Here is a 12166-nt window from a genome sequence, read left to right as displayed (position 1 = left end):
CGACGATAGTCATCTGGATTGCCGCCTTACCGTGCGAAGAAAATGCTCCATGACCAAAGTTCTGACGATCACCATTCTGCTTGTAACGTCCACCGCGGTTCAGTCTGCTGAGCCGAACCAATACGCAGAGCGCGCCGAAGAAGTCACCGGCTTTATCCAAAAGAACTTCTTCGACGCTCAAAGCGGAGTCTATTTCAAAACGGTGAAGCACGACCGGCTCGACTATGTTTGGCTGCAGAGCGTGATGTTCGCCAACCTTACCGCCGCCGCGAGGATTGAACCCGATAAATACGCGCTGCCGTTGGACGCCTACTTCACGGCCCTCGACGGTTATTGGGACGCAAAGGCGAAGATTCCCGGCTATGAAGCGGCGCCGACCCGCGGCAATGGGAACGATAAGTATTACGACGACAACGCCTGGTTGGTGATTACCTTCCTGGAAGCGTACGAAACGAATCATGACCCGCGCTATCTGCAGCGAGCCGACGAGACGCAAAGGTTTGTGCTGAGCGGTTGGGACGAGGAGATCGGCGGAGGAATCTGGTGGCATGAGCGCCACAAGGATGGAACCAAGAACACCTGCGCCAACGGCCCGGCGGCGGTCGGTTGTTTGCAGTTGGCGAAGTTTGAAACAGCAGAAGCTCCGGCGCTAATCCAGAAGGCGCGGGAGATTGTCGCTTGGACAAATTCTGCGTTGCAGGATGACGACGGCTTGTTTGATGATCGCAAAGTGGTCGCGACCGGCGAGATCAAACGGGGCAAGCTGACCTACAACAGCGCTTTGATGTTGCGGGCCAACTTGGGACTATATCGGGCGACCGGCGAGTCAGCTTACCTGGACGAAGCCAAGCGAATCGGCGAAGCGGCCGACTGGTTCTTGGATAAGAATACCGGCCTTTATCGTGACGCCGTGCGATATTCGCACTTCATGATCGAAGCCGATCTTGAACTCTACCGCGCGACCAACGAGCCGTACCTGCTGGAGCGGGCCCAGCGGAACGTTGACGCGATCTACACCAACTGGAAAGCGAATACGCCGGACGACATGATGTCGAGCGCCTGCATCGCCCGCGCATTGTGGCTGATGTCGGAAGCGGAGACCGAACCCGGAAAAGCGTTCTGGCGAAATGCGGATAAATTCGAGAAATGATCGAATGATTTTAGGAGAGCTCGATGAAGTTGCGCGGCAAGCGACTCGTAGCGATCTCGGCGGCAGGACTGTTACTTGTCAGCTGCGCCATCTTTTACGTGCAATACTTCATGCTGCGATCGATTGGCAGCGGACCGGCCGGACCCCCGGTTGATCCAGCGCCTTTCGCGCGCGTTTGGACCGATCGGCCCGTTCGCTTGATTGGAATCGGCGACAGCGTCACCGCGGGGCTTGGGGCCGACTCGCCGAGTCATACCTACTTCAATCGTTTGATCGCTAATCCAGACGATGAGTTTCCTGAACTGCAGGGGCTCTGTCTGTCGAAGGTGTTGCCAAATCTGGAAGAGGACAATTTCGCGATCTCAGGCTCTACTTCCCGCGATCATCTGCATGTGCTTGAAGACCGGCTCGAGACGCATGCTTCGGAAGAATTTGGCCTGGTGGTGATGACGAGCGGCGGGAACGACTTGATCCATAGTTACGGTCGAGCGGCGCCCAAAGAATGCGCTATGTACGGCGCGACGCTGGCTGAAGCCAAACCTTGGATTGACGCGTTTCGTACTCGCTTGGAAGAGATGCTGGTCAAAATCGAGGCCAGCTTTCCCGGCGGTTGCGAGATCTATCTCGCCGATATTTATGATCCAACCGACGGCATCGGAGACGCACCGAGCATCTATCTCCCCAATTGGAACGACGGACTGGCGATTCATGCAAAGTACAACGAAGCGATCTACGAGGTCGCGGCTTCGCATCCCAATGTCCACATCGTCCCGCTTTACAAAACCTTTCTAGGTCACGGGGCGCATAGCGGACAGTTTTGGAGAGCGACCTACGTCGCGGACGATCCGCACTATTGGTTCTATGAAAACGTCGAAGACCCCAACGACCGTGGGTATGATGCGATTCGCCGGGTGTTTCTGAATACGATTGTCGAGAACTCGGAGCTGGTGCGAGCCGACTAAATCATTGAAGCACTGCCTAGCCTACTCCGCATGGTAGCCGCGCCAAGTCCAGATTAACGTGTCGGCCAAGGTTGCTTCAAAGACTTTCCCGTCGCAGTGTCGCGTCGCTTTGCTGTAGACGAAGCGATAGTCGTAGTCTTTCGCTTTCAGCGCGGCGGCGGTTCGCTGGTTGGCCATCACCCAGTTGTGATAAGTCTCTGCTGGGTCTTGGGCGCGATTGTCGAACTCGGAAACGTGTGTGAAGATTCGCAGCGGCTTCTTCTTGCTCGTTTCGATCAGCTTTTTGCCCGAATGATATTCCCACGCGCCTAGCGGATATTCCTCTTCTTCAGCCGCATCGTCGTCTTGCTGATCGACGAAGGTGCCGCTGTAAGTGATCAAGCGACGAAACAGGTCCGGCCGAAACCAACCGACCGTCAATGCGGCCGCGCCGCCAGAGCTGCAGCCCATAATCGCTTTGCCCCAGGGATTGTCAGTGAACGCGATGTGGGGATAGACGGCTTTGATCTGCGGATCGTTCAGCACGGCCGGCAACACTTCGTCGTTGATGAAGCGCGCGAACCGGTCCGACATGGTGTCGTATTCTAAGCCTCGCTGGCTTCCATAGCTGTCGTTGCCGCCGTTTTCGACCGCGATCGCGATGAAGGCCGGCAGTCGTCGCGCCGGATCTGGCGAGATCGTCAGATTGTCGAGCGCGTTACGAACCAGATTCAAGCGACTCGGGCCGTCCAACGTCACCAGAATCGGCGCTTGGGCTCCATCTTTGTAGGCGGCCGGAATGTAAACGAAAATCTTGCGCGCCACGCGGACCGGTTTGTGCGGATCGAGCGTCTTGTCGTCGCCGCGATAGATCTTGCTCTCAGCCAGCGGCATGCTGAACGTAAAGTATTTCCCCTTGGGGTTTCCCTGGTCGGTCAAATCGAGGTCAATTTTGTAGTCGGGACCGATGACAAAGTCGCCGTTCCCCGCTGCGCCGGGATTTTCGGTATAGGTCTCGTCCGCAGACGCCGCCGTAGTGGTTGCGATCAAAAACACGATCGATAGATAGCGGAGGAAAACAGAGCGGAACTCGGCTTGGTTTTGCATGCTGGGGCCATCGTGGAGGGGAGATGGATCTGGGAGACTTCTCATAGTAACATGCCGCGGCGCCCATGTTCTACTGTTCGGAGTTTCACCTCCTCAAAGGAAAGAAAGCAAGCATGAATCGATCGTTCAATCTGGATCTAAATCCACAGCTCGACTTGGTGCTAGAGCGGATTGTGGACGTACCCCGCGAGTTAATCTGGACCGCCTGGACGACGCCGGAGCAAGTTTGCCATTGGTTTTGTCCGCGTCCTTGGACCGTGACCGACTGCGAAATCGACCTGCGCCCCGGTGGAATTTTTCGGACGACGATGTGCTCTCCAGAAGGAGAAAAGTTTCCGAACGTCGGTTGTTACCTGGAAGTGATTCCCGGCGAGCGATTGATCTGGACCGACATGCTGTTACCAGGGTTTCGCCCGGCGGAGCAGGGGTTCATGACCGGGATAATTACGCTGGAAACCGTGGAGGGAGGGACTCGTTACAAGGCCGTCGCGCTCCACGCCGACGTCGCGACGCGCAAACAGCACGAAGAAATGGGATTTCACGAAGGCTGGAGCACGGTGCTCGATCAGCTGGTCGAGTATGTGAAGTCCATTTGAACGTCAGCGGTTTGCCGGTTTGACTGTCGAGAGTTTGGGTTACCCGTCGCCCAAAATCCTTTGCAGCGCCGGAACATAAGCGTCGGCGTAGCGCATCATCCCCAGATCATTGGGATGCGAACCGTCGGTCGCCGCCTCGCCGTCACTTCCCAGCAGATCATCGCCAGGCAGGTAATGGAGGTTTTTGACGCCTGCGGTTTGCAGATTCTCGAAGGCCGTTTTGAAGGCCGCGCGACTTCCGGCGTGGCGTTCTCGTGATGACTGACGAAACGGCGCAAACGTGTAGGTGCGATCTTCGACCAGCAAGATCGGCGTCTCGGGATGAGCTTTGCGCAGTTGTAGAACCAGCGGTCCGGTCTTTTCGGCGACGACCGGGCCGTCGACATTCGGCAGGCAATCAATAATGAAGACGGCGGGGTCAAGTTCGCAGAGAAACTCGCCTACTTCCGCTTCTAAGCGACCATTTCCCGAGAAGCCGAGATTGATGACCGGGCGATTCATGCGGCGGCCGACGATGCCGGTGATCGACATCCCGGGACGCGAAGCACAGGCGCCATGCATGATCGACGTGCCGTAGAAGACGAGCGGCTTTTCTGTGCGCGGAGCGACCGCGGCGAAGTCGCTGCCGGTCGGAACGCCGATTTCCAGCGATTCGACGCCGTTGTAGAGCGGCAAATAAAGCGTGTAGAGTCGTCGCTCTCCGTTGGGCCGCGGATCGATGTCATTGGTCAAGACCGTGTTAACCGATTGCGACGCCGGTTTGGCGACGGCCAGCCAGCGATCCTGTCCCTGCTCGTTGCGAGCGTACAGGTCGACGCCGCTCACGCCGGTCGCAGGCATGTGCGGCATCGCGAGATTGGCGCTGAGCAATTTGTAGCGTGCGCAAATTTTCGGCGCATCGGTTTCAAACCGCACGAGCATGCCAGCCGAGTGGCGACTGAGATTCCAAACGGCGGCGCGAACTTTACCTTCGGCGCGACTTGGCAAGCGATCAAAGTAGCGCGTCGTATCGTTCCAGCCTTTTCCTTCCACCCCCCAGTCTTGCACGTTGTACCAGTCAACGCCGTCCGCGACTTCCGGCGTCAGATCTTGGGCGAACGACCAAGCGGGCAACGCGGCGGCTGCGGCCGACAGCGAAGAAAGAGCAAGAAACTGGCGGCGATTGAAGGGATTTGTCATGGTGTTCACTCAGGATGGCGGGAATGAAATCGAAAGGACAGGTAGGAAAAGCTTGATCGAAACAGGAGATCGACGGACGTGGCGATGCGGACTATTTCACCGCTGTTTTTGGGGTGATCACTTCGTTGCCGGTCGGCTCGGGGCCGCTGCCTGGTTGCAAATACCAAGTCTTCGTCGTGGGGCCGTTGACCAAGATGTTGTTCGCCACCGAAACCTCCGTTGGATTCGCGAAGGAAGAACCTCCGGCAGTGACCAAAATCAAATGCGGGCGGTTCGTATTTGCTCGCGCGTCAATGAAGTTGCGATCGATCGAAACTCCCTGCGAATGGTTGACCACCATGATGACGCCGTTGGGCTGCGTCAGCGATCCGCCGATGATCGTATTGCCGACAAGTTCGATATTCGTCGACCGGTCTTCAACGTGCAAGGCCTCGGATCCATAGTTGCGGATGTCGCAGTTTTCGACTCGACCATGGGTCACATTCGCGAATCCCACCGCAAACCCTGCGGAGGCCGAGTTGCATTGATTGTCGCGAAACTGCGAATCGCGGACGACGATGTTTTGCATTTTTCCATTCGGCGAATTGAACTCGAGATCGGACGCCCTGTTTCTCTCGAAACGGGAATATTCGACCACAACCCCATCCACTCCGCCGGTTGCTCCGTTGGCCTGAAACAGGCCGTAAAAGCAATCTTGGATGGTCATGCTCTTAATCGCGAGATTCTTTAAATCTCCGACGCCAAGTTGGATCGCATGGCAGTACGCTTGAGGAAATCGGGCGGCATTGCCGTTGATACGACAATTTTGCAACGTGACATTCGAGATCTCGCCGAACATCGACAGCAGGACGGCGGGGAACTCTTGGTCACGTTCCAGGGTGATCCCGTCCAACACGACGTCACTTGCAAGACGGAGGAACTCGCGATGATCGCGACGATCGCCGTCTGAAGTAAGCAAGAGTCTCGAGTTGTCTCCCTGTCCCCAAATCGTCACCCCCGGCGGGACTCGCAGCGGCGACTTGGTCAGAGATATCCGGTAGTCGCCCGGCGGAATGAGGAGCGTGTCGTTCGGCTGCAGCGCCGCAAAGACTTTTGCAAACGCCTGACGATTGTCGGTCTCGCCATCGCCGACCGCCGAATAGGGTGCAGTACGAATGTCTATGACTTCTGACTTGGCGGAGCGGATAGTAACCAGGCTGAGAACAATCATCAACCACAGTTTTGGATTGGCCGGCATGGGGACGATTGCGTTTCAAGGAGGCATGCACGCTGCAGCAAACAAGCGGCGGCACGCGTCAAAAGGGAGGGCAAGATGTAGAAGGCGAGAATGTACCGTATCCTAATAGCAATAGCGTCGGAGATCAATTTTTTGGCGCGCCGCACGATCGAAAGTGCCGGAAGGCGTCAAGGAAAATTAACGGAGTCGATCGAGTCGTATCATGAATCTCGCGTATCCAGGGCACATTCTGCAGGTTCGCGCTCCGGCGATCAACTTTTACGTGCTGCGCGATCAGGAAGAACTCTACCTGATCGACGCCGGTTTTATCGGCGGTTTGCGGCTGATGCAGCGTGCGCTGGTCCGTCGCAATTGGAACCAGTTTCCGATCCGCGGAATCATCGTCACGCACGGTCATCTCGATCATATTTTGAATGTGAAGACGATCGCGCGTCGCTACGGCGCTTGGATCGCTGCACCGCGGTTGGATGCCGAGCAGTACGCAGGCCGATCGAACTATCCCGGTCAGGCGCGCGTCGCACAATGGTTAGAAACCTTCGGGCGACCGTTGCTCGGCTTTCAACGGTTCACGCCGGATCGTCTGTTGGACGACGGCGACATGCTCGACGTTTGGCAAGGACTTCAGGCGGTGCACCTGCCGGGGCACACGGCAGGTCATCTCGGTTTGTACTCGCCAGAGCGGCGATTGCTCTTTAGCGGCGACCTGTTTGTCAGTTATCGCGGAGCGGCTCGTTTGCCGCCTGATATCTTTAACTCCGATCCACCGCAAATCCCTACCAGCGTCGCCGCGGCGCTCCGCTTGCAACTGGACGGCGTCTTACCCAATCATTGCGATCCTTCGCCGCCTGCCGAACATCTGCGCCGGTTGCGCTTGTTAGGCGCGAAACTGGCGAGTTCGCCTAGTCGTGATTAGTGGTCACCCTATTTGGCGTCGCATGGAGTTTCCGGAAGGTGAACCTGGTATTTGTGCAGCAACTTCTGGTACTCTCCGCTGCCGCATAGTTCGATCAGGCGATCATTGAACTTGTCTCGCAATGACTCTTCGGCAAAACCAACTTTGAAACTGGTGACGCCGGGGAAGAGTTCGATATTGCGGACGGCATCGAGCGAATGTCCAAGCGACTTGGAAAAATGATCGAAAATATTGCGGTCGATCACGATCACGGCGTTGTCCGATTTCCAGAACTGCTCGACTTGCTCCTTTTGATCGGCGACTTCTTTGTAGTTGGCGTGATCCGGACCGCCGGGAGCGAACTTCGCATTGAATTGGTCTCCCAATTCGGTATAGGCGTTTTGCCAGGTCAAAACTTCGTACTTGCCGAGATCGCTGACGCTGGCGACTTGCATCTCGGCTCCCTTCTTGACGATGGCCACGTTGGAGAAGGCGATGAAATCGTGGGAGTCAAATTCGTTGTCATTCTCTTGCCGAATGCCGACGGAAATCGCCGCTTGCTTTTCCGGCACGGCCTTCTCTAACGCTTCGTACGGCATTTGGACGAAGTTCAGCTCGTAGTCGGGCAAGGCGGCCCGGAGCAGTTCGACTTCCAATCCGCTGGTCGCTTTGTCGAGCACATACGGCGGAATGTCGGGCGAGATCGCAACGGTGAGCGATTTTTTGTCGACAGTTGCTTGGGGAGTCTGGTCCGCAGGTGCGCAGCCGATCGTCAATAATGCTGCGCCGAGACTTGCAATCAGAAATGTAGGAATGATTGAAAACTTCATGGGCATGGACTCCGTCACGATGAAAGTCGTCTAGCGACCGCGAGATTAGGGTTGTCGGCGATTTTACCCATTTCGAACGCGCTTCGCACTTGACCTTACGCTATTCCCTGCTTGGGCGCCCGACTGTCTGCCGTGTTTTACTTTTTTCTTTCCGTGAAAAAGCGTAGCCGACTAAGATGTGGAGGAGCGGCTTTCGGGGATCCGGCCGAAGGCGATCTTCTCTTCCATCGCGTGCTGATAGCGATGGATCGAACCGAAGAAGAGGGCCGATGGTCCCCAGCGATCGGTGATCTCATCGAGCACGGCCGACAATTTGCACGGCTGCTCCAGCTCTTCAAACAGCGAACGCGTCACCTGCGACGCCAGACGCAGATCGCTGACGCAGACATCGACCTTTAGGAGCGGCGTGTTACTCAGCGGGCGACTCTTCCAGAGCTTTTCAAACTGCAGCAGCAGCGAAGGGGTATCTTGCAGGCAAGGAATCGGCGTCTTGGTTTCAAACCGTCCGCCGCGAACATCCTTGAGCGAAAGCTGCAGCACATTGGCGTAGTAGCCGGAGCGGCGCAGGCGCTGGGCCAGTTTGCAGATCAGCTTCACCAAGATGCAATGAGCGCCGTCGGCGGTGCGAAACTGCGGATCAAGCACGTTGCCGTGACTCATCGATTGTCGCCGCGTGGGCGGTTCCGGCTCATCGACGCCGTGCAGGCCTGCCCACCAACGCGAGCCGGAGATCGATCCCCACGCGCGCGTCATTTCGTCTCGGTTGAGATTCCAGAGTTCACGAATGTTGGTTACCCCATGTTGGTGCAAGCGGCGCTCGATTCCAACGTTGACGCCGTTGAGCTTGGTCAGCGGCAAATGTTCAATCCGCTCTGGCAGCGCTTCCTGCGGCAAAGCGGTGAGACCATGCGGCTTTTCCAGACCAGCGGCGATCTTGGCCAGCAGACGCGTCGCCGCAATCCCGATCGAGCATGACATCCACAGGCCGATTTCATGAGCGACGTGGCGCTTGATGCGATAGGCCAAGCGACGAGCTTGCTCGAGCTGGCGATCCGCGCCAAGAAGGCGAATCGTCCACTCATCGATCGAATAAATACGCTCGATCGGAGCGCACTTCTCCACCGACGCAAGCAACCGATGGTGCATCCTTACATAGACGTCGGGCCGTGCTTTGATCAGCTGAATTCCGGGACAAAGTCGCCGCGCGTCATAAACCTTGGTTCCGACTTTAACGCCGGAACGTTTGGCGTCGTAGCTGGCCGCGATGATACAGGTGCTATCGGTATCGAGCGGGACAACGCCGACCGGCTGCTTGCGCAACTCCGGCCGCAATTGTTGCTCCACCGAGGCGAAGTACGAATTCATGTCCATCCAAAGCCAGTTCATGGCTTCCATGGCGCGCCTCCAATACTGATAGTGAACCTATGTTCACGTTGTATCGGGTTTTGAATTTCGCAGCAAGAGACAAATTTGCAGATCCGACAAATCGCGGGCTGCGCCTTACGCCGTTTGCATCAGCAGTTGCTGGCGATGTTTGACGCTCAGCACGATCCCAATATGGATCGCGAGCGCAGTCGCTAGGCCGACCACATGGGCCAGCATGCCCATGCCGTTGCTTTCGCTCAGGATGATCCAGGTAAAACCGCCGACCGGCAAAAACAAGAAGATCGCTGTCCAGAGGCCGGGATTGTAGCGGTGCATCGCCAAGGTGGCGGCGATGTGGGCCAACGCGTTGAGCAGCATCGTGTAAACGGCGATCAAGCCCCAGCCGACATCGAATAGTCCGGCCATCAACAGCGCCGCAAAATAGACGACCCACACGCCGCCCACGTTGATCCACATCGTGGCCCGCGGCGTCAGCGCTTCGTACCCGCCTGCGACGTTCTCATTGACAAAGCGGCGAAATCGATCTCCCAGATGTTCTTCCAATTGGTGCGCTAAATAGACGATCAGTTGCAACAAAACCAGGACGAGCGCAAACGACCAAGCGCCGGCGACGAGCGGCAATAGTCCCAGCAGAAAAATCATCGTCACCGCGCCAGCAAACGGCCAATTGTCATCCAGCCATTTCAGCGGAGCAGGCGTTTTTTCAGGGATGGACATAGACCACAAGCCTCTGCGTCGAAAGGGAGAATTGCCGAGAGAAATCTCGCAAATCTACGTCGTGGAGAAAGGTTGTCAAATGACGTGCTGTTCGTAGGATCAGAGTCACTGGTTCTGCGCTCGACGTCACCCGGCGGCGATGATTTTGGTGAGTTGATTCGCCTTGTCATTCGTCAAACAGGAGGATGATTGGTTACGATCATCCGGGGGCGAAGTTTTGCTTGCCAGTCGAGAGTTGCGATAATTGCCTCGATACTCAGTTTTATTAGTTTTAGCGCGAACTATCGGATGTTATCCGGAAAGAAGATATCCAAATGATCGACGAATGGATCACCTCGGCATGGAGCGAACTGGCGATGGTGGTGCTCTCGGGGACCGTCACCTATGGGGCGATCCTCGCGTACACGCGAATTGTCGGCTTGCGCAGCTTCTCCAAAATATCGGCGGCCGACTTTGCGATGACGATTGCCGTCGGCTCGCTCTTTGCGTCCACCATGTCTGGCTCGACGCCGACTTTGTCTGTGGGGTTAGTCGCGATTGCTACGCTCTTCGGCGGACAGTGGTTGGTGGCGTTTCTCCGGCGAAGTTCGTCGACTGTGGGTCAAATTGTCGACAATCAACCCATTCTATTAATGTCGAAAGGGCGAATGCTGGAAGACAATATGCGGAAGTCGAACGTGACCCGCGCGGACATCTATGGAAAATTACGCGAGGCGAACGCAATTAACCTTGATGAGGTGCTCGCCGTCATATTTGAAACGACCGGCGATATTTCTGTTCTTCATTCCAAAGATCCAGATGCCAAGCTTGCGCCTGAACTATTGGAAGGGGTCGCGGGAAAAGAAGCGCTGCCGCCGGACCTGCTTGCGATTTCGAACCCTTCCGCTTAGATTAGCAGCCATCGCCGCAAAGAGCGTGTAGCGGCGATGGCTTTCCTGGTTGGTCGCCTGAAGGTGGCCTTTAGACTGGTCGCGGATTGCGTTCTTCAAATCCTCGTTGGTGCCAATAAGGATAGGCGAGCGTCGTCTCGCTGGCTGCATCTAATCGTGCGATCTGTTCCGCCGTCAGGTTCCAGTTGACGACGTCGAGGTTTTGCTTCAGCTGTTCTTCATTGCGAGCGCCGACGATTATCGTCGCTACCGATGGACGCTGCAGCACCCAGTTCAGCGCGATCTGGGCGACGCTCTTGCCGGTTTCGGCGGCGACTTGGTCGAGCGCATCGACCACGTCATAGACATGTTCGTCCGAGACCGGCGGGCCAATGTCGCGGGCCACCTGGCTTTGTAGACGCGTATTTTCGGGCAACGGCTTGTCGCGGCGAATCTTGCCGGTTAAGCGACCCCATCCAAGCGGGCTCCAGACGACGGCGCCTACTTTTTGATCGAGGGCCAGCGGCATCAGCTCCCACTCGTAGTCGCGTCCGACCAGCGAGTAGTAGGCTTGATGAGCGACGTAACGGGAGAGCCCGTACTTTTCGGAGACGGCTAGAGACTTCATCAGATGCCAGCCAGAGAAGTTGGAGCAGCCGATGTAGCGGATCTTGCCGGCGCGAACCATGTCATCGAGCGCCCTAAGGGTCTCTTCGACCGGCGTCGTCGCGTCAAAGCCGTGCAGTTGATAAAGATCGATATAGTCGGTTCCCAAGCGGCGGAGGCTCGATTCGACCGCTTGGATCAAGTGATGCCGGGACGAGCCCACATCGTTAGGACCGTCGCCGCTGCGGAAGGTTCCTTTGGTGGAGATCAAAACCTGTTCGCGACGTCCACGCAGCGCTTGGCCGAGAATCTCTTCGGCGGCTCCTTGAGAATAAATATCGGCCGAGTCGAACATGGTCAGTCCTGCGTCAAGACAGATGTCCACCAGCTTGGTCGCTTCCGCGACATCGGTGCTTCCCCAGGCCTTAAAAAGTTCGCCGCCGCCGCCAAACGTGCCGGTTCCAAAGCTCAATACGGGAACTTTGAGCCCTGATCCGCCGAGTTGCCGGTAATCCATGGTCATCGCCTCCTTGGTGGTTCGTGAAGTATCATACCGAGTGGCGCTGTTTGGCTTTCGCTCGGGTATTGCGCCCTTTTACCTATTAACGCGAACTGCCGGTTCGAGGCAAGTTGGCCAAGGTCCTTTTGAAGAAAGA

12 protein-coding genes are annotated in these 12166 nt (G+C 56.7%); 5 read left to right on the top strand and 7 right to left on the bottom strand.

Going from position 1 to position 12166, the window contains the following annotated elements; genetic code table 11:
• Window positions 1-49: 49 nt before the first annotated feature.
• Window positions 50-1150 (top strand): glycoside hydrolase family 76 protein, encoded by a 1101-nt coding sequence (locus DSM3645_RS23775; RefSeq protein WP_002655174.1) that lies wholly within the window; start codon window positions 50-52, stop codon window positions 1148-1150.
• Between the two features lie 23 nt (window positions 1151-1173).
• Window positions 1174-2112, top strand: coding sequence for an SGNH/GDSL hydrolase family protein (locus tag DSM3645_RS23770; RefSeq protein ID WP_002655173.1), 939 nt, complete (start codon window positions 1174-1176; stop codon window positions 2110-2112).
• Window positions 2113-2133: 21 nt separating this feature from the next.
• On the opposite strand, the gene DSM3645_RS23765 is transcribed toward DSM3645_RS23770, so the two are convergent.
• Window positions 2134-3243, bottom strand: a complete 1110-nt coding sequence (locus tag DSM3645_RS23765) for an alpha/beta hydrolase (protein ID WP_237564922.1) — start codon at window positions 3241-3243, stop codon at window positions 2134-2136.
• Between the two features lie 68 nt (window positions 3244-3311).
• On the opposite strand from DSM3645_RS23765, the gene DSM3645_RS23760 reads away from it, so the two are divergent.
• A complete protein-coding gene (locus tag DSM3645_RS23760; RefSeq protein ID WP_040352969.1) occupies window positions 3312-3794 on the top strand; it encodes an SRPBCC family protein in 483 nt (160 codons plus the stop codon).
• 39 nt (window positions 3795-3833) lie between these two features.
• Here the strand turns inward: DSM3645_RS23760 and DSM3645_RS23755 are convergent, their stop codons facing one another.
• Window positions 3834-4973, bottom strand: coding sequence for an SGNH/GDSL hydrolase family protein (locus DSM3645_RS23755; protein WP_002655170.1), 1140 nt, complete (start codon window positions 4971-4973; stop codon window positions 3834-3836).
• Window positions 4974-5064: 91 nt separating this feature from the next.
• The gene (locus DSM3645_RS23750) at window positions 5065-6210 is read right to left on the bottom strand and encodes a right-handed parallel beta-helix repeat-containing protein (RefSeq protein WP_002655169.1); all 1146 of its coding nucleotides are present in this window, start codon (window positions 6208-6210) and stop codon (window positions 5065-5067) included.
• Between the two features lie 202 nt (window positions 6211-6412).
• Between DSM3645_RS23750 and DSM3645_RS23745 the strand changes: the two genes are divergently transcribed.
• Entirely contained in the window at window positions 6413-7123 is a 711-nt protein-coding gene (locus DSM3645_RS23745; protein WP_002655168.1) for an MBL fold metallo-hydrolase, read from the top strand.
• Window positions 7124-7131: 8 nt separating this feature from the next.
• Here the strand turns inward: DSM3645_RS23745 and DSM3645_RS23740 are convergent, their stop codons facing one another.
• The 3 genes from DSM3645_RS23740 to DSM3645_RS23730 form a co-directional block, all read right to left on the bottom strand.
• Entirely contained in the window at window positions 7132-7932 is an 801-nt protein-coding gene (locus tag DSM3645_RS23740) for a transporter substrate-binding domain-containing protein (protein ID WP_002655167.1), read from the bottom strand.
• Window positions 7933-8103: 171 nt separating this feature from the next.
• A complete protein-coding gene (locus DSM3645_RS23735; RefSeq protein WP_002655166.1) occupies window positions 8104-9327 on the bottom strand; it encodes a Y-family DNA polymerase in 1224 nt (407 codons plus the stop codon).
• A 105-nt stretch (window positions 9328-9432) separates the two neighbouring features.
• On the bottom strand, window positions 9433-10035 hold the full coding sequence (locus DSM3645_RS23730; protein ID WP_002655165.1) for an HXXEE domain-containing protein: 603 nt from the start codon (window positions 10033-10035) through the stop codon (window positions 9433-9435).
• A gap of 314 nt (window positions 10036-10349) precedes the next feature.
• On the opposite strand from DSM3645_RS23730, the gene DSM3645_RS23725 reads away from it, so the two are divergent.
• A complete protein-coding gene (locus DSM3645_RS23725) occupies window positions 10350-10925 on the top strand; it encodes a DUF421 domain-containing protein (protein ID WP_002655164.1) in 576 nt (191 codons plus the stop codon).
• A 70-nt stretch (window positions 10926-10995) separates the two neighbouring features.
• On the opposite strand, the gene DSM3645_RS23720 is transcribed toward DSM3645_RS23725, so the two are convergent.
• Window positions 10996-12027, bottom strand: coding sequence for an aldo/keto reductase (locus DSM3645_RS23720; protein WP_002655163.1), 1032 nt, complete (start codon window positions 12025-12027; stop codon window positions 10996-10998).
• Window positions 12028-12166: the final 139 nt, after the last annotated feature.

The organism is Blastopirellula marina DSM 3645 (genome assembly GCF_000153105.1).
In the GTDB taxonomy this organism is placed as follows: Bacteria; Planctomycetota; Planctomycetia; order Pirellulales; family Pirellulaceae; genus Blastopirellula; species Blastopirellula marina.
The sequence above is the reverse complement of the archived record's forward strand: the minus strand, read 5'-3'. Positions and strand labels throughout refer to the sequence as shown.

Excerpts from the sequence above, each read along its gene's own strand:
- DSM3645_RS23730 (WP_002655165.1), bottom strand. The coding sequence starts at position 10,035 with ATGTCCATCCCTGAAAAAACGCCTGCTCCGCTGAAATGGCTGGATGAC.
- DSM3645_RS23770 (WP_002655173.1), top strand. The coding sequence starts at position 1,174 with ATGAAGTTGCGCGGCAAGCGACTCGTAGCGATCTCGGCGGCAGGACTG.
- DSM3645_RS23720 (WP_002655163.1), bottom strand. The coding sequence starts at position 12,027 with ATGGATTACCGGCAACTCGGCGGATCAGGGCTCAAAGTTCCCGTATTG.
- DSM3645_RS23740 (WP_002655167.1), bottom strand. The coding sequence starts at position 7,932 with ATGAAGTTTTCAATCATTCCTACATTTCTGATTGCAAGTCTCGGCGCA.
- DSM3645_RS23725 (WP_002655164.1), top strand. The coding sequence starts at position 10,350 with ATGATCGACGAATGGATCACCTCGGCATGGAGCGAACTGGCGATGGTG.
- DSM3645_RS23765 (WP_237564922.1), bottom strand. The coding sequence starts at position 3,243 with ATGAGAAGTCTCCCAGATCCATCTCCCCTCCACGATGGCCCCAGCATG.
- DSM3645_RS23750 (WP_002655169.1), bottom strand. The coding sequence starts at position 6,210 with ATGCCGGCCAATCCAAAACTGTGGTTGATGATTGTTCTCAGCCTGGTT.
- DSM3645_RS23760 (WP_040352969.1), top strand. The coding sequence starts at position 3,312 with ATGAATCGATCGTTCAATCTGGATCTAAATCCACAGCTCGACTTGGTG.
- DSM3645_RS23745 (WP_002655168.1), top strand. The coding sequence starts at position 6,413 with ATGAATCTCGCGTATCCAGGGCACATTCTGCAGGTTCGCGCTCCGGCG.
- DSM3645_RS23775 (WP_002655174.1), top strand. The coding sequence starts at position 50 with ATGACCAAAGTTCTGACGATCACCATTCTGCTTGTAACGTCCACCGCG.
- DSM3645_RS23735 (WP_002655166.1), bottom strand. The coding sequence starts at position 9,327 with ATGGAAGCCATGAACTGGCTTTGGATGGACATGAATTCGTACTTCGCC.
- DSM3645_RS23755 (WP_002655170.1), bottom strand. The coding sequence starts at position 4,973 with ATGACAAATCCCTTCAATCGCCGCCAGTTTCTTGCTCTTTCTTCGCTG.